Origin of the sequence: Streptomyces sp. NBC_00490 (assembly GCF_036013645.1) — a bacterium.
Taxonomy (GTDB): Bacteria; Actinomycetota; Actinomycetes; order Streptomycetales; family Streptomycetaceae; genus Streptomyces; species Streptomyces canus_F.
The window spans coordinates 2,683,252-2,707,040 of record NZ_CP107869.1 but is presented as its reverse complement, the minus strand read 5'-3'; the positions used below and the strand labels follow the sequence as shown (position 1 = coordinate 2,707,040).

21 protein-coding genes and 1 tRNA gene are annotated in these 23,789 nt (G+C 71.9%); 10 read left to right on the top strand and 12 right to left on the bottom strand.

Annotated features, from left to right (window positions below; translation table 11 throughout):
• The first annotated feature begins 26 nt into the window (after window positions 1–26).
• The 3 genes from OG381_RS12115 to OG381_RS12105 are packed head-to-tail and all read left to right on the top strand — an operon-like array spanning window position 27 to window position 1,654.
• On the top strand, window positions 27–752 hold the full coding sequence (locus OG381_RS12115; protein WP_327716109.1) for a molybdopterin-dependent oxidoreductase: 726 nt from the start codon (window positions 27–29) through the stop codon (window positions 750–752).
• Window positions 736–1,356, top strand: coding sequence for a cytochrome b/b6 domain-containing protein (locus tag OG381_RS12110; RefSeq protein ID WP_327716108.1), 621 nt, complete (start codon window positions 736–738; stop codon window positions 1,354–1,356). Before OG381_RS12115 ends, OG381_RS12110 begins: the two co-directional genes overlap by 17 nt.
• 1 nt (window position 1,357) lies before the next feature.
• Window positions 1,358–1,654 carry a hypothetical protein gene (locus tag OG381_RS12105; protein WP_327716107.1) on the top strand — a complete coding sequence of 99 codons (297 nt, stop codon included), beginning with the start codon at window positions 1,358–1,360 and terminating at the stop codon, window positions 1,652–1,654.
• A gap of 858 nt (window positions 1,655–2,512) precedes the next feature.
• Here OG381_RS12105 and OG381_RS12100 read toward each other — a convergent pair.
• From OG381_RS12100 to OG381_RS12085, 4 genes are read right to left on the bottom strand one after another with little or no spacing between them, the layout of a single operon-like run.
• Window positions 2,513–3,541, bottom strand: a complete 1,029-nt coding sequence (locus tag OG381_RS12100; RefSeq protein WP_327716106.1) for an L-idonate 5-dehydrogenase — start codon at window positions 3,539–3,541, stop codon at window positions 2,513–2,515.
• On the bottom strand, window positions 3,541–4,302 hold the full coding sequence (locus OG381_RS12095; protein WP_327716105.1) for a glucose 1-dehydrogenase: 762 nt from the start codon (window positions 4,300–4,302) through the stop codon (window positions 3,541–3,543). The genes OG381_RS12100 and OG381_RS12095 overlap by 1 nt, the downstream gene beginning before the upstream one ends.
• Before the next feature lie 19 nt (window positions 4,303–4,321).
• Window positions 4,322–5,719: a GntP family permease gene (locus tag OG381_RS12090; protein WP_327716104.1), complete on the bottom strand. Its 1,398-nt coding sequence runs from the start codon at window positions 5,717–5,719 to the stop codon at window positions 4,322–4,324.
• A gap of 51 nt (window positions 5,720–5,770) precedes the next feature.
• Window positions 5,771–6,277, bottom strand: a complete 507-nt coding sequence (locus tag OG381_RS12085; protein ID WP_327716103.1) for a gluconokinase — start codon at window positions 6,275–6,277, stop codon at window positions 5,771–5,773.
• Window positions 6,278–6,425: 148 nt separating this feature from the next.
• On the opposite strand from OG381_RS12085, the gene OG381_RS12080 reads away from it, so the two are divergent.
• A complete protein-coding gene (locus OG381_RS12080) occupies window positions 6,426–7,127 on the top strand; it encodes a FadR/GntR family transcriptional regulator (RefSeq protein WP_307032898.1) in 702 nt (233 codons plus the stop codon).
• Between the two features lie 12 nt (window positions 7,128–7,139).
• On the opposite strand, the gene OG381_RS12075 is transcribed toward OG381_RS12080, so the two are convergent.
• The 4 genes from OG381_RS12075 to OG381_RS12060 form a co-directional block, all read right to left on the bottom strand.
• Window positions 7,140–7,514, bottom strand: coding sequence for a YchJ family protein (locus tag OG381_RS12075; protein WP_327716102.1), 375 nt, complete (start codon window positions 7,512–7,514; stop codon window positions 7,140–7,142).
• Between the two features lie 19 nt (window positions 7,515–7,533).
• A complete protein-coding gene (locus OG381_RS12070) occupies window positions 7,534–8,877 on the bottom strand; it encodes a M1 family metallopeptidase (protein WP_327722444.1) in 1,344 nt (447 codons plus the stop codon).
• A 74-nt stretch (window positions 8,878–8,951) separates the two neighbouring features.
• Window positions 8,952–12,803, bottom strand: coding sequence for a Pls/PosA family non-ribosomal peptide synthetase (locus OG381_RS12065; RefSeq protein ID WP_327716101.1), 3,852 nt, complete (start codon window positions 12,801–12,803; stop codon window positions 8,952–8,954).
• Between the two features lie 407 nt (window positions 12,804–13,210).
• Window positions 13,211–13,298 (bottom strand) — tRNA-Leu (locus OG381_RS12060).
• Window positions 13,299–13,485: 187 nt separating this feature from the next.
• Between OG381_RS12060 and OG381_RS12055 the strand changes: the two genes are divergently transcribed.
• From OG381_RS12055 to OG381_RS12045, 3 genes are all read left to right on the top strand, one after another.
• Entirely contained in the window at window positions 13,486–14,811 is a 1,326-nt protein-coding gene (locus tag OG381_RS12055; RefSeq protein ID WP_327716100.1) for a M20/M25/M40 family metallo-hydrolase, read from the top strand.
• 158 nt (window positions 14,812–14,969) lie between these two features.
• On the top strand, window positions 14,970–15,203 hold the full coding sequence (gene chpH, locus OG381_RS12050) for a chaplin ChpH (RefSeq protein ID WP_093774589.1): 234 nt from the start codon (window positions 14,970–14,972) through the stop codon (window positions 15,201–15,203).
• Between the two features lie 124 nt (window positions 15,204–15,327).
• Entirely contained in the window at window positions 15,328–16,122 is a 795-nt protein-coding gene (locus OG381_RS12045; protein ID WP_327716099.1) for a chaplin, read from the top strand.
• 66 nt (window positions 16,123–16,188) lie between these two features.
• Here OG381_RS12045 and OG381_RS12040 read toward each other — a convergent pair whose 3' ends face one another.
• Window positions 16,189–16,377, bottom strand: a complete 189-nt coding sequence (locus OG381_RS12040; protein WP_005485166.1) for a DUF5703 family protein — start codon at window positions 16,375–16,377, stop codon at window positions 16,189–16,191.
• A 47-nt stretch (window positions 16,378–16,424) separates the two neighbouring features.
• Here OG381_RS12040 and OG381_RS12035 point away from each other — a divergent pair, with 47 nt between their 5' ends.
• On the top strand, window positions 16,425–17,129 hold the full coding sequence (locus OG381_RS12035; protein ID WP_327716098.1) for a hypothetical protein: 705 nt from the start codon (window positions 16,425–16,427) through the stop codon (window positions 17,127–17,129).
• Window positions 17,130–17,333: 204 nt separating this feature from the next.
• On the opposite strand, the gene OG381_RS12030 is transcribed toward OG381_RS12035, so the two are convergent.
• Window positions 17,334–19,505 carry a helix-hairpin-helix domain-containing protein gene (locus tag OG381_RS12030; RefSeq protein WP_327716097.1) on the bottom strand — a complete coding sequence of 724 codons (2,172 nt, stop codon included), beginning with the start codon at window positions 19,503–19,505 and terminating at the stop codon, window positions 17,334–17,336.
• Entirely contained in the window at window positions 19,502–20,485 is a 984-nt protein-coding gene (locus OG381_RS12025; RefSeq protein ID WP_327716096.1) for an aldo/keto reductase, read from the bottom strand. The genes OG381_RS12030 and OG381_RS12025 overlap by 4 nt, the downstream gene beginning before the upstream one ends.
• A 178-nt stretch (window positions 20,486–20,663) precedes the next feature.
• Between OG381_RS12025 and OG381_RS12020 the strand changes: the two genes are divergently transcribed.
• Both OG381_RS12020 and OG381_RS12015 read left to right on the top strand, forming a co-directional pair.
• Complete coding sequence (locus tag OG381_RS12020; protein ID WP_327716095.1) at window positions 20,664–21,719, top strand: LLM class F420-dependent oxidoreductase; 1,056 nt, start codon at window positions 20,664–20,666, stop codon at window positions 21,717–21,719.
• A gap of 226 nt (window positions 21,720–21,945) precedes the next feature.
• Window positions 21,946–22,734 carry a ferritin-like domain-containing protein gene (locus OG381_RS12015; RefSeq protein ID WP_327716094.1) on the top strand — a complete coding sequence of 263 codons (789 nt, stop codon included), beginning with the start codon at window positions 21,946–21,948 and terminating at the stop codon, window positions 22,732–22,734.
• A 9-nt stretch (window positions 22,735–22,743) separates the two neighbouring features.
• Here OG381_RS12015 and corA read toward each other — a convergent pair whose 3' ends face one another.
• Complete coding sequence (corA, locus tag OG381_RS12010; RefSeq protein ID WP_327716093.1) at window positions 22,744–23,739, bottom strand: magnesium/cobalt transporter CorA; 996 nt, start codon at window positions 23,737–23,739, stop codon at window positions 22,744–22,746.
• Between the last annotated feature and the right edge of the window lie 50 nt (window positions 23,740–23,789).

Sequence of the window (23,789 nt, the reverse complement as noted above, 5' to 3'; positions counted from 1 at the left end):
AGGGCCGCGGGTGTTCGAATGGGTGGGTGAACTCCGGACAACCCGAGGAACAGGGCAGGCCCATCGGCCGCCGTGTTTTCCTCGGCACCCTCGGCCTGGGCGCCCTCGGCGTGGTCGCCGCGCCCACCCTGCAACGCGGCCTGGAGTCCTTCCTCGGCAGCGCGGCCGACAAGGACCCCACCGGCCTGACGGGCCTGCTCCCCAACGGCGGCGGCTTCCGCTACTACTCGGTCACCTCCTCCGTCCCCCACAAGAACGCCTCGACCTACCGTCTCAAGATCGACGGCCTCGTCGACCGCCCGGCCACCTACACCCTGTCCGACCTGCGGGCCATGCCCCAGACCCGGATGGTCAAGGACGTCCAGTGCGTCACCGGCTGGCGGGTCCCGGGCACCCCCTTCGAGGGCGTACGCCTCTCCCACCTGCTCGACGCCGCCGGAGTACGGGCCAAGGCCACCGCGATCCGCTTCAGCTGCTTCGACGGCACCTACACCGAGAGCCTCACCCTCGACCAGGCCCGCCGCGCGGACGTCCTGGTCGCCCTGCGCATGCAGGACAAGGACCTCGGCCACAGCCACGGCGGCCCGGTCCGCCTCTACGTCGCACCCATGTACTTCTACAAGTCCGCCAAGTGGCTCTCCGGCATCACCGTCACCGAGGACGTGGAGCCCGGCTACTGGGAGGAGCGCGGCTACGACGTCGACGCCTGGGTCGGCAAGTCGAACGGACGGGACGATGACCCTACGAGCTGAAGCCCCGCCGCAGACGCGCGTACGCCGCTTCGGGCGTTCCCAGCGCTGGGTGCACCGCACGACCGCCGCCCTGATGGGCGTCTGCGTGCTCACCGCCGCGTGTCTCTACATCCCGCAGCTCGCCGAGCTCGTCGGCCGCCGTGAGCTGGTCGTCCGCGTCCACGAGTGGTCCGGCCTCGCCCTGCCGGTCCCCGTCCTGGCCGGCCTCGTCTCCCGCCACTTCCGCACCGACCTGCGCTTCCTGAACCGCTTCGGCCCGCACGACCGGGTCTGGCTGCGTGCCGCCCTGCGCCGCGACAAGCGGCCCTCGGCCCGTCCGGCGGGCAAGTTCAACGCCGGGCAGAAGATCTACGCCTCCTGGATCGCCGGCGCCACGCTGGTGATGCTCGGCACCGGTCTGCTGATGTGGTTCACCCACCTCACCCCGATCCAGTGGCGTACCAGCGCGACCTTCGTCCACGACTGGCTGGCCCTGACCGTCGGTATCGTCCTCGCCGGCCACATCGGCATGGCCCTGGGGGACCCGGAAGCCCGGCGCGGCCTGCGGACGGGGAAGGTGAGCCGGGAGTGGGCCGAGCGGGAACACTCCCTGTGGCGCCACTGACGTGGTGGGCGTCGCCGGCTCGGACACCGTGGGCGCGGGCGCCACGACGGTGAACGCGTCCCGCGCCCGCACCTCGACACCCCCGAACCGGACGGCCACGTCGACGGCCCTCGGCATGCCCTCCACCACCGGCACCACCACGTTCAGCACCAGACGGTCACCCGCCTCGGAGGCGAGGACCGGCGGCCCGTCCAGCTCCCGGCCGTCGACGAACACCCGCCCGTCCCGCAGCAGTTCGGCATGGTCGAAGTACGTTCCGGCCAGCTCGACGCCGACGGTCTCCCCGGGCCGCGCCTGACCGTCGCCGCCCGCATCGACCCCGGTGATCGCGTACGCGCACGCGGGCTTGCCACCGGAGGTGGCCGCGAGCCGCACGGTGGTGGCGGGATGCCGCCGGTGGAAGTCGAGCAGCCCGCCCAGCACGGCGTACCCGGCCCGCCCCTTGCAGGTGCCGGACCTCCCCGCGAGCGCGGCGAAGTCCCGCGAGGCCGTCTCCCAGTTGCCGCCCTTGCCCTGCACGGCGAGACAGGCGGAGGCGAGCCCGCGCAGCAACCGCCACTCGTCGCCCGCCGGTTTCCCGGAGACGACATCGAGGGCGGTCCGGCACTCGGTGGGGGCGCGGAGCCCGTCGTAGACGCTGGACGGATCCGGTACGCCGTCGGCGTTCGGTGAACCCGGACCCGGCGGCAGCCAGACGGGGATGTCGAGGGGGCTCTTGCTCGCGGAGGGAGAAGGCGAGGGGGCGGGGGCGGGCGAGGCGGCCGGGCTTCGCAGCGGCCCGGGCGTCGCGGTGGGGCTGTTCACGTGCCCGTCGGGCCTGGGCCGCGCCGGGACGACGGGGGAGGGGAAGCCGGTACGCCCCGCCGGCGCACGGCCCGAGGGACCGGCCGTGACGATCGTGCCCCCGCCGTCGCCTCTGCCTGGCGTGTCACTCCCGTCACCGGTGAAGGCCGCGGCGGCCACCGCCACCGTTCCGACGACGAGCAGCCCCGAGATACGCACCCCGAGGGAAACCGCCATGACGCCCCCCGACACGGTCGCCCCTGGGATGCCGTTCCCAGGGGCCTTCCATCATCGGGCCGACCGCGCCGACAGGGAAGCCGTATCAGGCCGAAGCCGAGCGCAGGATCTCGCGGGGCGCCGAGGCGCGACCGGGTCAGTCCGCGAAGTCCAGCAGGACCTTGCAGGACACGGTCCGGTCCGCGGCCAGCGCGAACGCCGACTCCGCCTCCCGGACCGGGACCACCGCGCTGACCAGCCCGTCGAACGACGGCTCGGCCGCGAGCAGTTCCAGCGCCGCGTCGAACTCCCCGTCGAAACGGAACGCCCCCCGCAGCTCGATCTCCCGGCTCACGACCAGATTCCCGGCGAAGGGCGACTGCCCCGGCGGCAGCATCCCGAGTTGGACGACCACACCCCCGCGCCGCACCAGCCGCAGACAGGTGTCCAGCCCGGCCGCGACCCCGGACGCCTCGACGGCCACGTCCACCTCGGACGGCCACCCGGCATCATCCGGATCATCGGCCCGTACGACGGTGTCGGCGCCGGCGGTCTCCGCGTACCGCAGAGCCACGGGCAGCAGGTCCGTCACCGTCACCCGGGCCGCACCGGCCGCCTTCGCCGCCGCGACCACCAGACAGCCGATGGGTCCGGCCCCGGTGACGAGCACATGCTTGCCCGCGACCTCCCCGGCCCGCCGCACCGCGTGCAACGCGACGGACAGGGGCTCGGCGAGAGCCGCCCGGCGAAGGTCCAGCCCGTCCGGGAGCGGCCTCAACTGCTCCGCGGGCACCACCACTTGGGCCGCGAACCCGCCCTGGACATGCGGGAAGCGGGCCGCGCTGCCGAGGTAGCGGGTGTCCCGGCAGACATTGCGCCGACCGCCGGCGCACTCCGGGCACACCCCGCACGGAGTGGCCGGGTGCACCGCGACAGCCGTACCCGGAACCGGACCTGACGCTCCGGCACCGTACGAGAGGACCGTGCCGACCACCTCGTGCCCGAGCAGCATCGGCTCCCGCAGCCGGAAGTCCCCGACCCCGCCGTGCCGCCAGTAGTGCAGATCGGAGCCGCAGACCCCGCCGTAGCGGACCGCGACCAGGGCCCGCCCCGGACCGGGCGACGGCGACGCCAACTCCTCGACCCGCAGGTCGCCCTGACCGTGGATCACACAACCGAGAGTCATCACAGCACGCTCGTCATTCCGCCGTCGACGTACAGGATCTGCCCGCTGACGAAGTCCGCGGCGGGCGAGGCGAGGAACAGCACCCCGCCCACCAGGTCCTCCGTGCGGCCCCAGCGGCCGGCCGGGGTACGGCGACGCACCCAGGAGCTGAACTCCTCGTCCTCGACGAGGGCCTGGGTCAGCTCGGTCTCGATGTAGCCGGGGCCGAGACCGTTGACCTGGACGCCCTGCGGGCCCCAGTCGGCGCACATGCCCTTGGTGAGCATCTTCAGCGCGCCCTTGGTGGCCGCGTACGGCGCGATGCCGGGGCGGGCCACCTCGCTCTGCAGCGAGCAGATGTTGACGATCTTGCCGTGGCCGCGAGCCGTCATCCGCCGGGCCGCTTCCCGGCCGACCAGGAACGCGCTGGTCAGGTTGGTGTCCAGGATGCGGTGCCAGTCGGAGTCGGTGAACTCCAGGAGCGGGGCGCGCAGTTGCATGCCCGCGTTGTTGACCAGGATGTCGAGCGGGCCGACCCGTTCCTCCACCTCCGAGATCCCCGCGGCCACCGAGGCGCCGTCGGTCACGTCGAACACGGCCGTGTGGACGCGGTCGCCGGGCAGTTCGGCGGCGGCCTTGGTGAGCCGCTCGCCGTCCCGCCCGTTGAGGACGACCGTGCAGCCGGCCTCCGCGAGACCCCGGGCCAGGGCGAGTCCGATGCCCCGGCTGGAGCCCGTGACCAGGGCGGTCCGGCCGCTGATGTCGAACAGAGGGTGACTCATCGTCGTACTCCCCGAATCCCTAGATGATCAGCGAGAGCAGCAGGACGAGACCCCCTGCGACCACCGAGATGATCGTCTCCATGACGGACCAGGTCTTGATGGTCTGGCCGACGGTCAGGCCGAAGTACTCCTTGACCAGCCAGAACCCGGCGTCGTTGACATGGCTGAAGAAGAGCGAGCCGGCGCCGATGGCGAGGACCAGCAGGGCCGCGTGGGTCGTCGACATGTCGGCGGCCAGCGGAGCCACGAGCCCCGCGGCCGACACGGTCGCCACCGTCGCCGAACCCGTCGCGAGCCGGATGGCCACCGCGATCAGCCAGGCCAGCAGCAGCGCCGGGATCGACCAGTCCTCGGAGATCTCCAGGATCATGGCGCCCACGCCGGTGTCGATCAGCGTCTGCTTGAAGCCGCCGCCCGCGCCGACGATCAGGAGGATGCCGGCGATGGGCGCGAGGCCCTTCTCGACCAGCGGCGTGAGGCGCTCCTTGCCGAACCCGGCGGGCCGCAGCAGCGTGAAGATGCCGAGGAGCACGGAGGCGAGCAGGGCGATCAGCGGCGAACCGATGACGTCGAAGACCCGCTGCGTGGTGTTCTCGGGGTCGTCGATGACGATGTCGACGAGTGCCTTGGAGAGCATCAGGATGACCGGCAACAGGATGGTGATCAGCGTGGCGCCGAAGCCGGGACGCTTCTCCAGGTCCTCGGACGGGCGCTGCGGGATCATCTTGTCCGGCGCCGGGACGTCCACCCAGCGGGCCGCGTACCGGGAGAACAGCGGCCCGGCGATGATCACCGTCGGGATCGCGACGAGCACACCGAGCGCCAGCGTGACACCCAGGTCGGCCCCGATCGCGTCGATCGCGACCAGCGGGCCGGGGTGCGGCGGGACCAGGCCGTGCATCACGGACAGCCCCGCGAGGGCCGGGATGCCGATGCGCATCAGCGAGTAGTTGCCACGCTTGGCGACCATCAGCACGACCGGGATCAGCAGCACGACGCCGACCTCGAAGAACAGCGGCAGACCGATCACGGAGGCTATGAGAACCATCGCCCACGGCATCGAGCGGCCGCCCGCCTTGGCGAGGATGGTGTCGACGATCTGGTCGGCGCCGCCGGAGTCGGCGAGCATCTTGCCGAGGATCGCGCCGAGCGCGATCAGCACGCCCACGCCGGCGACGGTGGTGCCGAGACCGCCGGTGAAGCTGGCGATGACCTTGTCGAGCGGCGCTCCGGCGAACGCGCCCAGCGCCAGCGACCCGATGGTCAGTGCCAGGAACGCGTGGAGCTTGAACTTGGTGATGAGCAGGACGATGACGGCGATGCCCGCCAGGACTGCGATGCCCAGCTGAGCGTGACCGGCCGAGGTGATGGGCTCGACCGGATCCGCTGCCAGCAACTCGACGCTGAGTCTGGTCACGGGGGTTCCCTTGCAGGTACGGGGATGGGGGAGGGGGTCTTGCGCGGGGGGTTACGGGAGGTCGGTCAGGGCCTGCGCGGCCCGGCCGGTGATCTCCTCGGGGCTGCCGGTGACGTCCACCACGACTCCCGCCTCGTCCTCCTGGAGCGGCTGGAGGGTCGCGAACTGGGAGTCGAGCAGCGCGGTCGGCATGAAGTGCCCCTGCCGATGGGACATGCGGTCCTCGATGAGGGCGCGATCGCCCGCGAGGTGCACGAAGACGAGCCCGGGAGCGGCGGCGCGCAGCCGGTCGCGGTACGAGCGCTTCAGCGCCGAGCAGCTGACCACCCCGCCGAGTCCCGCCCGTCGGTCCGCCCATTCGCCGATGGCGTCCAGCCAGGGCCACCGGTCCTCGTCGGTGAGCGGGGTGCCGGCCGACATCTTGGCGATGTTGGCCGGGGGGTGGAAGTCGTCGCCCTCGGCGTAGGGGACGCCGAGACGGGCGGCGAGCAGTGGACCGATGGTGGTCTTGCCGGTGCCCGCGACGCCCATCACCACGACGACATGGGGGGTGTTCATCGCTGCCTCACTGTCTGCTGTCTTCATCGACACGTGGACGCCCTCGGGCGTCGACGCAACTGAAACCTATTAGGTACGACAAATTCAAGAGTCTGTGATGCATAAGTCTGACTTTTTGAGTCCGTGACCTGACGCGTACGCTGAGTGCATGAGCACATCGGGCCGGGGGCTGCACGGCCAAGTACTGGAATCCCTCGGCCCCGCGATCACCGCGGGCGAGTACCCGCCGGGCAGCGTTCTGCGCACGGACGAACTGGCCCAGCAGTTCGATGTGTCCCGCTCGGTGATGCGGGAGGCGGTCCGCGTCCTGGAGTCCATGCACCTGGTCGAGTCCCGCCGCCGCGTGGGCGTCACGGTCCGTCCGAAGGCGCAGTGGAACGTCTACGACCCGCAGGTCATCCGCTGGCGCCTGGCCGGCGCCGACCGACCCGGGCAGCTGCGGTCACTGACGGTCCTGCGCTCCGCGCTCGAACCGGTCGCGGCGGGCCTGGCGGCCAAGAACGCCACGGCGGAGCAGTGCGCCGAACTCACCGAGTGCGCGCTCGGCATGGTCGCCCACTCACGGGGCCACCAGCTGGAGGGCTATCTGATCCACGACGTCGCCTTCCACCGCGTGATCCTCAACGCCTCCGGCAACGAGATGTTCGCCCGCCTCGGGGACGTCGTCGCCGAGGTCCTCGCCGGCCGCACCCATCACGAGGTCATGTTCGAGGACCCCGACCCGGCCGCCGTCACGCTGCACGTCCAGGTCGCCGAGGCCGTCCGCGCGGGCGACGCGGTCCGTGCGGAGACCCTGACCCGGGAGATCACGGTGGGGGCACTGCAGGAGCTGGACATCCTGGCGCCGTGAGCCGCCGGCGGCTCAGTCCAGGAACTCCCCGTCCACATACACCCACGCCCCGTCCACCCACTCGAACCGGCTCCGCTCATGCAGCGACCCGCCCCTGAACGAGGCCCGGAAGGTCACCGTCCCGACCGAGTGGAACGCCGACCCGTCACCCGTGCCGAGGATCTCCAGACCGGTCCACCGCAGGCCCGCGTCGAAGTCGACACTCGCGGGCCGGGTCCGCGGATGCCAGGTCCGCAGCAGATAGGCGGCGTCCTGCTGGACGAAGGCGCAGTAGCGGGACCGCATCAGCGCCTCGGCGGTCGGCGCCGCGGCGGCACCGGAGTGATAGCGGCCGCAGCACTTGGCGTAGGGCTCGGGCAGGCCGCAGGGGCAGGAACGCGTACTCATGGCCGTCATTCTCCCGGAACTAGCCGGCCGCCCGTGTCTCCGGCACAGGCACCGGTGGCAGCGCCGCCCCGTACACCCACGCCTGGAACACCTCGTCCAGCGGCTCGGCCGAGAAGCGCGAGGCGTGCGCGGTGAACGTCGGCGTGGTCACGGCCCCGCTCCGGTGCAGCCCCGCCCACCCCCGCAGCATGCGGAAGAAGGCCACGTCGCCCATCGCGCACCGCACCGCGTGCACGGTCAGCCCGCCCCGTTCGTAGAGCCGGTCGTCGAACATCGACTTGCGGCCCGGATCGGCCAGCTTCAGATCCTGCGGGAGCCCCGACAGCAACCGATGCGCGGCGGCGGCGAGTTGCTGGGCCGTCCGCCCGCCCGACCGCTCCGACCACAGCCACTCGGCGTACTTCGCGAACCCCTCGTTCAGCCAGATGTGCCGCCAGTCCGCGATGGACACGCTGTTGCCGAACCACTGGTGGGCCAGCTCGTGCGCGACCAGCCGCTCCGAACCCCGCGCCCCGTCCACATGGTTGGCGCCGAACAGCGACAACCCCTGTGCCTCGACGGGGACATCGAGCTCCTCCTCCGTCACCACGACCGCGTACTCGTCGAAGGGGTACGGGCCGAACAGCTCCTGGAACAGGTCCATCATCTGCGGCTGCCGCGCGAAGTCCCTGGAGAACCGCGGGAGCAGATGCGACGGGATGTGCCCGTGCTGCGGCACCCCGCCAAGCCCCGGGTCGCCCAGCAGCACCGTCTGGTACTTGCCGATCGACAGCCCCACCAGATAGCTGGACGTCGGCGCCGACTGCTCGTACACCCAGGTCGTCGTGGAGGCCTTCGTGGTACGGGTCAGCAGCCGCCCGCCCGCCACCACCGAGTACGCCGACGGCGTCGTGATGGAGATCTGGTACGACGCCTTGTCCGCGGGCCGGTCGTTGCACGGGTACCAGGACGGCGCCCCGACCGGCTGGCTCGCCACCAGCGCTCCGTCCTCCAGCTCCTCCCAGCCCAGGCCGCCCCACGGGCTGTTCACCGGCTTGGGATTGCCCGCCCAGTGCACCTCGACCGTGAACGCGGCCCCCGGCCGGACCGGCTTCGCGGGCCGGATCCGCAGCTTGCCGCCGCGGTGCGTGTACTGCGGCTGCCGGCCGTCCACCCGCACCCGGCCGACCTTGAAGTCGGCCAGGTTCAGGAAGAACTCGCCCAGCGGCGACCGTCCCGCTATGGCGTTGATCCGGGCCGTGCCCGACAGCCGGTTCGGGCCCGGGCGGTAGTCCAGCGCGAGCTCGTACCGGTGCACCCGGTACCGCGCGTCACCGTTCTCCGGGAAATACGGGTCCGTACCCGCCGCCTGCTGAACCGCCACCGCTGTGTCTGCTCCCTGTGCCATGCCGCCACTCCGCTCGGGTGCACCGCCCTCCCGTGCCGAGTGGCCGGCGTTCAGGGACGCCATGCCTCGATCGGGTTGCCGAGCCAACGGGTGTCGTCGGGGACGGACTCCGCTGCCATGACGAGCGACGCGGGACCCAAGGTCGTCCGGGCCCCGATCGTGCTGCCGGGCAGCACGATCCCGCCAGGACCCAGCGTCGCGCCCTCACGGAGGACCACAGTATCCGTCCGCAAGATCCGGTCGTGGAAGAGGTGCGTCTGGAGCACACAGCCCCGGTTCACCGTCGCCCCGTCCTCCAGGGTCACCAGATCCGTCTCCGGCAGCCAGTAGCTCTCCACCCAGACGCCCTTGCCGATGCGCGCACCGAGCCCTCGCAGCCACGCCGTCATCAGCGGCGTACCGGGCACGGAACCGGCCAGCCACGGCACCGCCACGACCTCGACGAACGTGTCCGCGAGCTCGTTGCGCCACACGAAGCCGCTCCACAGCGGATGCTCCCCACTGCGGTGCCGCCCCACGAGCAGCCACTTCGCGACCACGGACACCAGCCCGGCCGCGGCACCCGCCGCGAGCAGCACCAGGCCCGCCAGCGCCCACGCCCACACACCCAGCGCACACAGCGCCGCCACCGTCAGCACCCCGATCGCCGCCGAGCAGAACACCGGCACGATCCGGCACAGCTCGACCAGACCGCGCGCCCACAGCAGCCGCGCGGGCGGGTCGTACGTCCGGCTCTGGTCCCCTCCGGCGGCGGCCCGCGGCAGCTTCACCGGCGGCAGTCCCAGATACGAGCTGCCCTTCTTCGCCTTCTTCGGCGTCGCCGACAGCACCCCGACGAGCCCGCCGTCCGGCACGGACCGCCCCGGCGCGGTCATCCCCGAGTTCCCGAGGAACGCCCGCCGCCCGATCTCCGCCCGCCCGATCCGCATCCAGCCGCCACCGAGCTCGTACGGGGCGGTCAGCGTGTCGTCGGCGAGGAACGCGCCCTCGCCGACCGTGGTCAGACTCGGCAGGGCGAGCACGGTCGACACCTCGGCACCCCGCCCGATCCGCATCCCGAGCAGCCGCAGCCACACCGGCGTGACCAGCCCGGCGTACAGCGGGAAGAGGGTCTCGCGCGAGCGGTCCATCAGCTGCGTGACCGTCCACGCCTGCCACCCGATCCGGCTGTGGGTCGGATGCGTCCCCTCCCGCAGCCGCAGGCTGAGCAGTCGTACGGCGACCAGGATCAGCAGCGCGTACGCCAGCCCGAAGGCGAGCGTCGCCGGTACGAGGGCCGCGGCGGCGCCCGTCAGGGGCGCGTCCGGCGTGAAGACCACGCGACCGAGCAGGAACGCCACCACCCCGGCCAGCACCGGCAGCGCGGTGAGCGCGAAGCCCGCCACGCCGTACATCACCCGCCAGTACGTGCCCTTGCGCGGCCGCTCCTTGGGCCAGTTCCGCTTGGCCTTGCCCAGCTTGACCGCGGGCGCGCCCGCCCAGCGCTGACCGGTGGGGACCTGCCCGGTGACCGCCGAACCCGGTGCCACCTCGGCCCGCTTGCCGACCCGCGCACCCGGGAAGAGGATGCTGCGCGTCCCGACGACCGCGTGCGCGCCCACCCTGACCGGGCCGATCTCCAGCCGGTCGCCGTCCAGCCACCACCCGGACAGGTCCACCTCGGACTCGACGGCCGCACCCCGGCCCAGCTTGAGCATGCCGGTCACCGGCGGCAGCGAGTGCAGGTCGGCATCAGGGCCGATCCTGGCGCCCAGCGCCCGCGCGTACCGCTCCAGCCACGACCCGGTCAGCGAGGTCGCCCCGCTGAACTCCGCCAGCCGCTCGGCCGCCCACAGCCGCAGATGCACACCGCCACCGCGTGCGTACCGTCCCGGCCGCACACCCCGCAGCAGCAGCCGCGCCCCGCCCGCCGCGATCGCGAGCCGGCCGGGCGGGCTGAACAGCACCAGCGCCGCCGCCCCGACCAGCCACCAGGAGGCGGTCGGCAGCCACGCGTAGGGCAGTACGTTGCCCAGCGCGGCCAGGACCACGGTCCAGCGCAGCCCTAGCAGGGTGAACAGAGGGATCATGGCGAGGAGTTGGATCACCTGGGCGCGCACCGGGACCGGGGCGACGATTCGCGCGGCCCCGTCGTCCTGCGCCGACTTCTCCAGGTGCCGCGCCAACTTCCGCAGCACGGGCTGCTGGTAGATGTCCAGGACGGCCGCGCTCGGATAGCGGGCGCGCAGCCGGGTGGTGAGCTGGGCGGCGGCGAGGCTGCTGCCGCCGATCGCGAAGAAGTCGTCCCGCGCACTCGACACGGGGATGCCGAGCACCTCGCTCCACTGCTCGGCGAGCCATGCCTCGGTGCCGTAGAGCTGCTCGGCGGGACCGCTGGTCTGGAGGTTCTCCAGCGGCCACGGCAGGGCGGCACGGTCCACCTTGCCCGAGGTCCGGGTCGGCAGCTCGTCGACCGGCGCCAGCAACGGCACCAGGGCCGCGGGCAGTTCGGCCCGCAACTTCTCGACGGCCGTCGCCTGGTCCCAGCCGTCCTGCGTGACGACGTAGCCGACGAGGAGCTGGTTGCCGCTGCGGGCGGTGCGCACGGCGGCGGCCGCTCCCGCGACTCCCGGCAACGCCTGGAGAGCGGCGTCGACCTCGCCGAGCTCGATACGACGCCCACCGAGCTTGATCTGCTCGTCGGCCCGCCCGAGGAAGACCAGCCCCTCCGGCTCCGCCTTGACGAGGTCACCGCTGCGGTACGCCCGTTCCCAGCCCAGCGACTCCAGCGGCGCGTACTTCTCCGCGTCCTTCTCGGCGTCCAGGTACCGGGCGAGCCCGACGCCGCCGATCACCAACTGACCGGTGGCGCCCATCGGTACCGGCGCCCCGGCCTCGTCGACGACGGCCAGCTCCCAGCCGTCCAGCGGCAGCCCGATCCGGATGGGCTCCTCGCCGCTCATCAGCGAGGCACAGGCCACGACGGTCGCCTCGGTCGGCCCGTACGTGTTCCAGACCTCGCGCCCCTCGGTCACCAGCCGCTGCACCAGCTCGGGCGGGCAGGCCTCACCGCCGAAGATGAGCAGCCGCACGTCGTTGAGGGTCTCCGGCTCCCAGAGCGCGGCCAGCGTCGGCACCGTCGACACGACGGTGATCTCCTGCTCCACCAGCCAGGGCCCCAGATCGGCACCGCTCCTGACCTGCGCACGCGGCACCGGCACCAGACAGGCCCCGTACCGCCATGCCAGCCACATCTCCTCGCAGGACGCGTCGAAGGCGACCGACAGCCCCGCCATGACCCTGTCAGCCGGACCGATGGGATCGTCCGTGAGGAACAGCGCGGCCTCGGCGTCCACGAACGCGGCGGCACTGCGGTGACTCACGGCGACGCCCTTGGGCTTCCCCGTCGATCCGGAGGTGAAGATGATCCACGCGTCGTGCTCGACGCCGGGCCGCGCGGCGGAGACCTCGCTGCGTCCGGTGACGGTCAGTTCGTGACCGGCCCCGACGACGGCCCGTACACCCGCCTCCCCGAACACCAACTCGGCCCGCTCGTCCGGGTCCTCGGCGTCCACGGGGACGTAGGCGGCACCGGCGGCGAGCACGGCGAGAATCGCGATGTAGAGGTCGTTGGTCCCGGACGGAACGCGGACGCCCACCCGGTCGCCGAGCCCGACCCCGGCGTCCGCGAGCCCGCGGCGCAGCCGCTCGACCTCCACGGCGAGCGCACGGTAGGTCAGACAGGTCGTACCGTCGTCCAGCGCGGGCTCGTCCGGGTAGGACCGCACGGCTGCGTCGAAGACGTCGACGAGGGTGCGCGGAGAGGCCGCGGGGCCCCCGGAGAAACGTGCCGTATCGCCGAACCGCTCGCGGATCTCGTCCTCGAGCAGGCCGAGAGCACTGCTCTCGTGTGTGGCTGCCATCGGTCCTCGCGTCTCGAACCCGGAAGCCCCGGGGCGCTGGCGGGCCCGCAGGTCTGCCTGGGGTTGTCCGGGTCCAGCTCCGTAACAAGCCGGAAATTTTAGTACGACGCTAGGTCCGAGCCGGGGGAGCGGCCACCGCAGAGGGCCCGTCCGGGTGGGCGCTTGATCGGGCCGCACCCTCTCTGACCTGCGGGTCCGCGCTTCGGACGAGACATGCCCCACATCGCCCAAGAGCTCCGAGAACAGGCCGAGTTGGTGCTTTTGTTTGCCTGGCGTACGCCTCGAATTCATTGGTTCTTGGGGTGCCGTTCACGCCGGTGATCGCGCGGGTGGTCCGCTGCGGGCCGCGCGGGATGTCATGCCGTCGCCGGAAAAGCAAAAAACCCCTGATCAACAGGGGTTTCAGCTGGTGTCCGAGGGGGGACTTGAACCCCCACGCCCGATAAAGGGCACTAGCACCTCAAGCTAGCGCGTCTGCCATTCCGCCACCCGGACAAGGTGTCTGTCGCGCGGGGTTCCCCTCGCGGCGACAGAGGAAACATTACCAGGCTTTCGAGGTGCCCCGATCACCCCCTCGTCCCGTCGTGAACGGTGTGTGACGGGCCGGGTCCGCCCTTGGGCGCGGCCGGTCGGAGAGGGAGGATGAGGGGAACCACCAGCAGTGACAGCGGGAGGAAGCAGCGTGAGCGGGACGGACACGACCAGGCACGTCACCGGCGAGGACGAGGTCGTGGACCTCTGCCGTGAGCTGATCCGGATCGACACCAGCAACTACGGCGACCACTCGGGCCCGGGCGAGCGCAAGGCGGCCGAGTACGTCGCCGAGAAGCTCGCGGAGGTGGGCCTCGACCCGCAGATCTTCGAGTCGCACCAGGGACGCGCCTCCACGGTCGCCCGCATCGAGGGCGAGGACCCCTCCAAGCCGGCCCTGCTCATCCACGGGCACACCGACGTCGTACCGGCCAACGCGGCGGACTGGACCCACCACCCCTTCTCCGGCGAGATCGCCGACGGATGCGTGTGGGGACGGGGCGCCGTCGACATGAAGGACATGGACGCGATGACCCTCGCGGTCGTCCGCGACCGGCTGCGCAGCGGCCGCAAGCCCCCGCGCGACATCGTCCTCGCCTTCCTCGCCGACGAGGAGGCGGGCGGCACCTACGGCGCCCGGTACCTCGTCGACAAGCACCCCGATCTCTTCGAGGGCGTCACCGAGGCGATCGGCGAGGTCGGCGGGTTCTCCTTCACCGTCAACGAGAACCTGCGGCTCTACCTGGTCGAGACCGCCCAGAAGGGCATGCACTGGATGCGGCTCACCGTGGACGGCACGGCCGGACACGGTTCGATGACGAACAACGACAACGCGATCACCGAGCTGTGCGAGGCCGTCGGCCGGCTCGGGCGGCACACGTGGCCGGTGCGGGTAACCAAGACCGTGCGGTCCTTCCTCGACGAGCTCTCCGACGCGCTCGGCACCGAGCTCGACCCCGAGAACATGGACGAGACCCTCGCCAAGCTCGGCGGCATCGCCAAGATGGTCGGCGCCACGCTGCGGAACTCGGCGGCGCCCACCATGCTCGGCGCCGGCTACAAGGTCAACGTCATCCCCGGCCAGGCCACCGCCCACGTCGACGGGCGCTTTTTGCCCGGCTACGAGGAGGAGTTCCTCGCCGACCTCGACCGCATCCTCGGTCCGCGCGTGCGCCGCGAGGACGTGCACGGCGACAAGGCCCTGGAGACCGACTTCGACGGCAGGCTCGTCGACGCCATGCAGGTCGCCCTGAGCGCCGAGGACCCGATCGCCCGCGCCGTGCCCTACATGCTCTCCGGCGGCACCGACGCCAAGTCCTTCGACGACCTCGGCATCCGCTGCTTCGGCTTCGCGCCGCTCCAGCTGCCGCCGGAGCTCGACTTCGCCGGAATGTTCCACGGCATCGACGAGCGCGTGCCCGTGGAGGGACTCAAGTTCGGTGTGCGGGTGCTCGACCGGTTCATCGACGCGTCCTGACGGCGGCAGGCCGAGAATTGACGCCGCAATTCGACAGCCCGTACGGAAACGAATGAGAAGGGTGAATGCACTCATAGGCTCGTAGCTTCATTACTCCCTCCTCGTTACAGGTGATGCGATCGGCAACACGAGGTCGCTTTTGCCAACAAGGAGGAATAATGATCAAGAAGGTCGTCGCCGCTGCGGCTGCCACTGGTGGCCTGGTTCTCGCGGGTGCGGGCCTGGCCGTCGCCGACGCGGGTGCCCAGGGTGCCGCGGTGCACTCCCCGGGTGTCCTGTCCGGCAACGTTGTTCAGGTGCCCGTCCACGTCCCGGTGAACGTGTGCGGCAACACGATCTCCGTGATCGGTCTGCTGAACCCTGCCTTCGGCAACACCTGCATCAACAAGTGACATCGATCCGCTGAGGGTCGTTTGACACCCGCCGGCCTCGGAGCGCGCGCCATGCGCTCCGGGGCCGACCGGTCTTTTCACGAGGATTGCAGGTCGGAATCGAAAAGGCAGGGGGAATTCAGGAATGCGACAGGTCACCCGCAAAGGCCTGATGACCGTGGCGGCCGCGACCGGCGTGATCGCCGCCGCGGGCGGTGCCGCCCACGCCGACTCGGCCGCGAACGGATCGAGCTCGAACTCGCCCGGCGTACTGTCGGGCAACACGGTGCAGGCGCCGGTGCACGCGCCGGTGAACGTCTGCGGCAACACCGTCGACGTGGTCGGGGTGCTCAACCCGGCCATGGGCAACAAGTGCGCCAACACCAGCGGATCGTCCGGCGGGTACGGCGACGACGGTGGGTACGGCGGTGGCTCCGGCGGCGGCGGTTCGTCGTCCGACGGTCACGCGAGCGGCTCGCCGGGCGTCGGCTCCGGCAACCACGTCGAGGCCCCGGTGGACGTCCCGGTGAACGTCTGCGGCAACAGCGTCGACATCATCGGGATCGGCAACCCCGCCACGGGCAACGACTGCGCGAACGACGGCTCCGGCGGTGGGCACCCCGGCACACCTCCGGGCGGCGGCCAGACGCCCCCCGGCGGCCCGGACCAGCCCGGCAACCCCGGGCAGCCGAACAACCCGGGCAACCCCGTGGAGCCGGGCACCCCCGGATCCCCCGGCACCCCGCCGTCCTCGGGCGGGCAGACGCCGGGCTCGCCGGGCGGCAACCACCCCGGTACGCAGACGGTCGCCCAGCCGCACGGCGAGGCCCAGCTCGCCCACACGGGCAGCGACCTCCCGCTGGGGCTCACCCTCCCGGTCGGGGCGGGCGCGCTGCTGGCGGGCGCGGTGCTCTACCGCAAGGCACGGGCAGCCGCATAACGGACACGGCGCACGACGGAGCGGGCCCCGCATCGGCGGGGCCCGCTCCGTTTTCGTCGCGTCATCTCACCAGGTGGCACGAACCTGGCGGATGATCCTGCGGCGCAGCCGCACCCTGCGGCTTCCGTCACGCAGCAGGCTCAGGCGGTCCAACTCCCAGTGTCCGTACTCGGCATGGTCCGTCAGCAGTCGGGTGGCGTCCTTGCGGGAAACCCCGCGCGGTACGTACACGTCGACAAATTCGTATTCCGGCATCGCATCTATTGTGCGGTCTGGGGCCCGGTACGGATAGCGTCTGCACTATGTCTGATGCTGTGCAGCCCACCGCTGCCGAGGTACGTGCCGCCGCCGAGGCGGTCAAGACCGCGCTCGACCGCCACCTGGCCGCGGTCGAACGCCGGTCGGGGGAGGACGACCCGGCCGTGTACGAGGCGTTCAACGAGCTCGCCGCGGCCGCCGAGACGTACGACGAGCTGCTCTACGACCGCTACGACGAGGTCACCCCCTTCGAGATCCCCGGCACCGAGGACGCGCTTCCGCCGTACATCGGTCCCGAGGAGCCGCATGCGGTGAGTGTGCTGATCCGCCGTGACTACGCGGTGGCCGAGCCGCAGCGGTTGCTCGCGCAGGCGCAGCGGATCGAGGCGGCGGACTACGAGGACGGTGCGGAGACCTCCGGCACGGTGCACGGAGCGTTGGGCATCCTGTTCGGGGAGTTCGAACCGGACGAGATCGCCTCCCGGCACAAGGAGTTCGGCCTGGAGGAGGGCGACTCCACGCTGTGGGTGACCGCGGCGGACGAGCAGGCGGATCCCGGTGAGTGGCTGGCGGGGCCGTTCGAGCAGATCGACGCGCAGCGGGTGGTGTGCCGGTTCGACGTCAGCGCGGTGTTCGACGACGAGATCGATGACGGCGAGATCGATGACGCCATCGATGACGGCGAGGACGAGCTGGACGATCTCGACGCGGAGCTGGACGAGGACGAGGATCTGGAGCGCCACGCGTAGCGCTGAGCTGCGCTGGGCTTGGGCGGCGGCGGGCACGGAGGGATTCCGTGGCCGCCGCCGTCTCGCGTGTGCGGGGTGTGGTCGGTGCGGTCGCGCCGTGTGTCTTGCGGCCGGTGGGCGACTGCGGGTCGGTGGGGGCTGGTCGCGCAGTTCCCCGCGCCCCTGGGTGGGTGATCTCGCCGCAGGTTCCGAAGAGCCGGCGAATCAGCCGGAGATCGGCACCTGCGGGGCGAGCAGCACGGGGAGGCGGGTGGTGCGGGGCTTGGACGGGATTTCCGCGACTGCCCTGGGGAGGGCCTGGTCCGCGCCCTGGACGACGGAGAGGTGGCGCTCGGCTCGGCCGAACGCTGTGTAGACCCATGGTCGGGTCAGGGCCTGGGTCGCGTCTCCCGGGAGGACCACGACGACCGCAGGCCAGCGGCCGCCGGCCGCCTGGTGGGCGGTGAGGGCCCAGCCGTGGCGTACGGAGTCCTCGACGCGCTCCTTCGGTACGACGACGGGCTCGCCGGCGCAGGTGAGGTGGAGTCCCTCCGCGTCGGCCTTCACCACGTGGCCCGGCACGGTGCGGCCCGGCGTGGGGGAGTAGGCGATGCGATCGCCGGGGTCGAAGCCGCCGAAGCGGCCGGGGCCGGGGTTGAGCCGCTCCTTGAGGGCCGCGTTGAGGACGCGGGTGCCGGCCGCGCCGCCATGGCCCGGCGTGATCACCTGGGTCGCCTCGGGCGGAACGCCGATCGCCCGCGGCACCGAGTCGGCGACCAGCTGCACGGTGCGGTGCACGGCCTCGCCCGCGTCCCGCGCCGGCACGATCACGACCTCCTTGCCGGGGGCCTCGACCTGGTTCAGCTCGCCGATGCCGATACCGGAGACCAGCTCGCCGAGCGGGCCGGGGTCGGGCCGCCGGGAGGCGATCTGGGGGCAGACGCGCGCGGCCAGCAGATCGCCGAACACCCGCCCCGGACCCGCCGACCACAGCACCGCCGGGTCCCCGGCCAGCACCAGCCGCGCCCCGTCCGGCAGCGACTCCGTCAGCAGCGCCGCGCTCTCCACGTCGAGCTGCGGCGCGTCGAGCACCACGAGGAGGTCGAGATCGAGTGCGCCGTCGGCATCGCGGCCGGGGCCTTCGGTCCCGGAGAGGAGGCCGGTGACGGTGGTGGCGGTGTCGTCGGAGGCCAAAGCCGCGAAGCGGTTCCGTCCCAGCGGGCCGTGGCCTGTCGCCCAGGCGCGCAGGCCGAGTTCACGGGCCGCGTGGAGCAGAGCGGCGGGTTCGGCAAGGGACGCCTCGCCGCCGGTGTGGAGGACCAGTCCGTGGCCCGCGACCGCGCGGATCAGTTCGCCGGCGGAGCCCTGGGCCGCGTCGGCGGCGCGCTCCCAGTCCTCGGCGGAACCGTCCTGCTTCGGTACGGAGTTGATCAGCCGGGCCAGTCCGTCGGCGAGGCTCTCCTCCGCCATCGCGTACCGCTCCAGGCCGACCAGGACGCGGACCGGGCGCTCCTCGCCCTCCTCCGGCTCCGGGGCCCGCGGGTCGAGGGCGTCCTGGAAGACCAGCGCCTCGGCCTCCGTGAGGGTGCTCTGGACGGCCGCGTCGGCATCCGGCACGCCCTGCTTGCCCAACGCCGTCGTGAGCGTGGGCAGTTCGAGAGCCGTGTGACCGGCCACGGCCGCCTGCTCCAGCAGCCAGACGGTCACCGCCCGGCCCCGCCGCTCGTCGTCCGGGCCGCACTCCGCGCCGAGCAGCGCTCGCGCGAACCCGTCGGCCTGCTCGGGCCGCACCCCGGCGACCCGCAGCAACTGCCAGGGGTCCTCGCGCAGTTGGTCGGCGGCGCCCTCGCCGAGCGCGGCGGCGACCTGCGGGACGAGGGCCTCGGGCGCACCGCCGTCGGCCAGCACCCGGCGTACGGACTCGACGGTCTGCGCCGCGGGAGCCGGGGGCGCGTCGGCCGTCACCGGCCGAGGGCGCTGTACCGGCTCCGCCGCGGGCCGGCGCGGCGGCTCGGGCTCGGCGAAGACGGTCGCCGCGGGCCTGTCCCCGCTCTCGACGGCCCGTACGGCGGCCAGCAGATCGGCGGCCTTCCCGCTGAGCTTGGTCCCGGCCTCGACGGGACCCTGCTTCTCGGCCTTGCGCCGGGCGATCCGCTCCCGCTCGAGCTTCTGCGCCGCGAGTTCGGCCTCGGCCTCGGACAGCTTCGCCGCGGCCTCGCCCTGCTCACCGTCGGACGCCGAAGCCTCACCGGCCGCCTCGTCCGAGTCGCCCTCGGCGCCCTCGGGCGTCTCGGCCTCGTCGCCGGGGACCGCCTCGGCGTCGTCGGCGACCGCGTCCTTCGCGGTGCCCGGCGATTGCGGCTCGGTCTCCTCGGTGGGCTCCGGCTCCGTGCTCACAGCGTGCTCCAGTCGTGATCGGGATAGCGGTGCACGGGCGCCGACACATCGTCGAGCGCCCGGCAGATCTCGTCAGGAAGACTAAGGGCCTCCACTGACAATGCCGCCGTGAGCTGCTGCGCGTTGCGCGCGCCGACGATCGGCGCGGTCACGCCGGGCCGGTCGCGGACCCAGGCGAGGGCCACCTGGAGCGGGGTCACCGCGAGCCCGTCGGCGGCGGTCTGCACGGCGTCCACGATGTGCCGGGCCGTGTCGTCGAGGTACGGCGCGACGAAGGGGGCGAAGTGGTCCGAGGCGCCCCGCGAGTCGGCCGGCGTGGCGTTGCGGTACTTGCCCGTCAGCACCCCGCGGCCCAGCGGGGACGACGGGAGCAGTCCGATGCCCAGGTCCAGCGCGGCGGGCAGCACCTCGCGCTCGATGCCCCGCTGGAGCAGCGAGTACTCCAGTTGTGTCGCGGCCAGCCGGGTCCGGGTGCCCGGGGCCGCCAGCTGCCAGGTCGCGGCCTTGGCGAGCTGCCAGCCGCAGAAGTTGGAGACCCCGGCGTACCGCGCGCGGCCGCTGCTGACCGCGAGGTCGAGCGCCTGGAGGGTCTCCTCCAGCGGGGTGTCCGGGTCGTAGGCGTGGACCTGCCACACGTCGACGTAGTCCGTGCCGAGCCGGGACAGCGAGGCGTCCAGCGCGGAGAGCAGATGGCCGCGCGAGCCGTCGAAGCGCCGGTCCGGGTCGGGCACGCTGCCCGCCTTGGTGGAGATGACCAGATCCCGGCGCGGGATCAGCCCTTCTATGAGGCGTCCGAGCAGATACTCGGACTCCCCGTCGCCGTACACGTCCGCGGTGTCGACGAGGCTCCCGCCCGCTTCCCAGAACGTCTTCAAGAGGTCCGCGGCGTCGTGCTCGTCGGTGTCCCTGCCCCACGTGAGGGTTCCGAGCCCGATGCGGGACACACGCAGGCCGGTGCGGCCGAGATGCCTCTGCTCCATGAACGCCGACATTACTGGCCTGAACCAGCGGCGTGGGGGCCTGTGGACAACCAGTTTCCGTCAGCGACACGCGCGTTCATGTGGGCGGAAGAACACGACCGCCGCCTGCCCCGATCCGCGCGCCCCGCGCTAAGGTCGGGAAACCAGGGACGTTACTGATGGGTAAGGGGAATCGGCCATGCAGCTCGGCATCAACCTCGGCTACTGGGGCGCCGGAATGGACGCGGACAATCTCGCCGTCGCCCAGGAGGCCGACCGACTCGGGTACGCCGTGTGCTGGGCCGCCGAGGCCTACGGCTCCGACGCGGCCACCGTGCTCAGCTGGGTCGCGGCGCAGACCGAGCGCATCGACGTCGGCTCGGCCATCTTCCAGATCCCGGCCCGCCAGCCGGCGATGACCGCGATGACCGCCGCCACCCTCGACTCGCTCTCCGGCGGCCGCTTCCGCCTCGGCCTCGGCGTCTCCGGACCGCAGGTCTCCGAGGGCTGGTACGGCGTCAAGTTCGACAAGCCGCTGGCACGCACGCGTGAGTACGTCGAGATCGTCCGCAAGGCGATGACGCGCGAGCGTCTGTCCTTCGAAGGGGAGCACTGGACGCTGCCGCTGCCCGGCGGCCCCGGCAAGCCGCTCAAGCTGACCGTGCACCCGGAGCGCGAGCACATCCCGCTGTACATCGCCGCGATCGGACCCAAGAACCTGGAGCAGACCGGCGAGATCGCAGACGGCGCGCTCCTCATCTTCCCGTCCGCCGAGCACCTCGAGGAGACGACGCTCAAGCACCTGCGCGCGGGACGCGCGAAGGCGGGCAAGACCCTCGACGGGTTCGACGTCCACCCGACGCTCCCGCTCGCCCTCGGCGAGGACAAGGACGTGGCCACCCTCGCCGACACCTTCCGCCCCTACACCGCGCTGTACGTCGGCGGCATGGGCAGTGCCAAGCAGAACTTCTACAACCAGCTCGCCCAGCGCATGGGATACGAGGCGGCCGCCGCCGAGGTCCAGGAGAAGTACCTGTCCGGCGACAAGCAGGGCGCCGCGGCGGCCATCCCGCACGACCTGATCGACAAGACGGCGCTGCTCGGCTCCGTGGACCGCATCGCGGACCGGATGAAGGAGTACGCGGCGGCGGGCGTCACCACGCTGAGCCTCGCCCCCGCCGGCTTCACGCTCGACGAGCGGATCACCGCGCTGCGGGCCGGGTCCGAGGCCCTGGAGCGGGCCGGACTCGCGTAACCCGGCGCCGGAGGTTTCTGCGGCCGTGGTGGGGGCTCGGGGGTCTTCCCCGCCACGGCCGTCACGCAGAACAACGCGCCCGCGCCCATGTGGTTACGCCCCTGTCGTGACGCGCGGGGTCCTCCTTTTGGCGGAGTTGTCCGACACAGCTGTTGCAGCACCCCTCGCGCCGCATTTGACTCGTTCTTTGCGGAATGCCGCGGAATCCCGCAGAGAGGTGCCCACGATGCTTTCGGCCAAGAGTCTGTTCCAGGAGATCATCGACAACGACGAGTCCTTCCGGCTGTTCTGCTCCATCGCGGCCGGCGGGGAGACACAGGGCGGCTGGGAGAACGCCCGCATCGCCGCGCTCGTCCCGGACGGCGAGCGCGCCCTCGCCCCCAAGATCACCCGGCACGGCGCGGACGAGGACAAGCACGGGCGGATCTTCAACGCCCTGATGAAGAAGCGCGGCCTCGAGCCGGTCCCCGTACCGCCCGACACCGACTACACCATGCTCCTGGAGCGCGGCGGCATCGGTCTCTCCCACGACAGGCTCAAGGCCGACCAGGCACTGACCGCGCAGGACATCGTGACCTACCTCGCCCACAGCCGCGTCACCGAGCAGCGCGCCTCCGAGCAGATGAAACTGCTGCGCAAGCACTTCGCCGACCATCCCGACCTCGGCCGCGCCGTGAAGATGATCTCCCACGACGAGGACAACCACCTCGCCTACTGCCACGAGGAGTTGCTGCGCCTCGCCTCCGCGGGGCACGGCCGGGCCATCCAGCGCACGCTCCGGCAGTGCGCGCTCGCCGAGATCCGCGTCTACCGGGACGTCAGCCTCGCCGTCATGGCCCACATGGGCCGCATCCTGGGCTGGCCGACCGCGAAGTCGGGCGTCCTGGCCGCGGGCATCCATGCCGTGTACGCGTACGAACGCGCCGCGGGATGGCGCCGGATGGTCTCCCTGCGGATGCCGGAGCGGCGCGACGCCCTCGGCGGACCGGCGGCCGCGGCCCCCGAGTTCGCCTGAGCCGCGCCGCTACAGCCAGCCCCTCCTCTTGAACAGCCGGTACAGCAGCACCTCCAGGGCGGCCATGAGCGCGATCACCGCCGGATACGCCCACACCCAGTGGAGCTCCGGCATGTGCTCGAAGTTCATGCCGTAGATCCCCGCGATCATCGTGGGGATCGCGGCCATGGCCGCCCACGCGGAGATCTTCCGCATGTCGTCGTTCTGACGGACGCTCATCTGCGCCAGATGCGCGGAGAGGATGTCCGACACCAGCCGGTCCAGGCCCTCCACGGACTCGTTCACGCGCGTGAGGTGGTCGTTGACGTCCCGGAAGAAGGGCCGCGCCCTCTCGTTGACGAACGGCACCCCCGAACCGAACTGGCCGACGGCGGCCAGCCGGGTCAGCGGCAGCGCCAGCGGGCCCGTCGCCCGGCGGAACTCCAGGATCTGCCGCTTGAAGGTGTAGATCCGCGACGCCGTGTGGCGCGAACCCCCGCCGTCCGGCGAGAAGACCTCCGTCTCCAGCTCCTCCAGGTCGGTCTGGAGCTCCGTCGCCACGTCCAGGTAATGGTCGACGACGGCGTCCGCGACCGCGTACAGCACCGCCGTGGAGCCCTTGCCGAGCAGCTCCGGCTCCTGCTCCAGTCGCTGCCGAACCGCCTTGAGCGGCGAGCCCTCGCCGTGCCGGACGGTCACCACAAAGCCCTCGCCGACGAAGAGCATCACCTCGCCGGTGGAGACCCGGTCGCTCTCCGGCTCGTACACGACGGGCTTGAGGACGAGGAAGAGCGAGTCGTCGTAGACCTCCAGCTTGGGCCGCTGGTGGGCCTTCAGGGCGTCCTCGACCGCCAGCGGGTGCAGCCCGAACTCCTGGGTGACGAGGTCGAACTCCCGCTCCGAGGGCTCGTGCAGCCCGATCCAGACGAACCCGCCCGCGGCCCGCGCCTCGGCCAGGGCGTCGGACAGGTCCTCGGGGCCCTCGCTGCGGTGCCCGTCCCGGTAGATGGCACAGTCGACGATCACGCTGCGTATTCTCCCGTCGCTCGCGATCCGCCGCACGGTGACATCTTCGC

Excerpts from the sequence above, each read along its gene's own strand:
- OG381_RS12110 (WP_327716108.1), top strand. The coding sequence starts at position 736 with ATGACCCTACGAGCTGAAGCCCCGCCGCAGACGCGCGTACGCCGCTTC.
- OG381_RS12100 (WP_327716106.1), bottom strand. The coding sequence starts at position 3,541 with ATGACTCTCGGTTGTGTGATCCACGGTCAGGGCGACCTGCGGGTCGAG.
- OG381_RS12095 (WP_327716105.1), bottom strand. The coding sequence starts at position 4,302 with ATGAGTCACCCTCTGTTCGACATCAGCGGCCGGACCGCCCTGGTCACG.
- OG381_RS12085 (WP_327716103.1), bottom strand. The coding sequence starts at position 6,277 with ATGAACACCCCCCATGTCGTCGTGGTGATGGGCGTCGCGGGCACCGGC.
- OG381_RS12080 (WP_307032898.1), top strand. The coding sequence starts at position 6,426 with ATGAGCACATCGGGCCGGGGGCTGCACGGCCAAGTACTGGAATCCCTC.
- OG381_RS12075 (WP_327716102.1), bottom strand. The coding sequence starts at position 7,514 with ATGAGTACGCGTTCCTGCCCCTGCGGCCTGCCCGAGCCCTACGCCAAG.
- OG381_RS12065 (WP_327716101.1), bottom strand. The coding sequence starts at position 12,803 with ATGGCAGCCACACACGAGAGCAGTGCTCTCGGCCTGCTCGAGGACGAG.
- chpH (WP_093774589.1), top strand. The coding sequence starts at position 14,970 with ATGATCAAGAAGGTCGTCGCCGCTGCGGCTGCCACTGGTGGCCTGGTT.
- OG381_RS12045 (WP_327716099.1), top strand. The coding sequence starts at position 15,328 with ATGCGACAGGTCACCCGCAAAGGCCTGATGACCGTGGCGGCCGCGACC.
- OG381_RS12040 (WP_005485166.1), bottom strand. The coding sequence starts at position 16,377 with ATGCCGGAATACGAATTTGTCGACGTGTACGTACCGCGCGGGGTTTCC.
- OG381_RS12035 (WP_327716098.1), top strand. The coding sequence starts at position 16,425 with ATGTCTGATGCTGTGCAGCCCACCGCTGCCGAGGTACGTGCCGCCGCC.
- OG381_RS12025 (WP_327716096.1), bottom strand. The coding sequence starts at position 20,485 with ATGGAGCAGAGGCATCTCGGCCGCACCGGCCTGCGTGTGTCCCGCATC.
- OG381_RS12020 (WP_327716095.1), top strand. The coding sequence starts at position 20,664 with ATGCAGCTCGGCATCAACCTCGGCTACTGGGGCGCCGGAATGGACGCG.
- OG381_RS12015 (WP_327716094.1), top strand. The coding sequence starts at position 21,946 with ATGCTTTCGGCCAAGAGTCTGTTCCAGGAGATCATCGACAACGACGAG.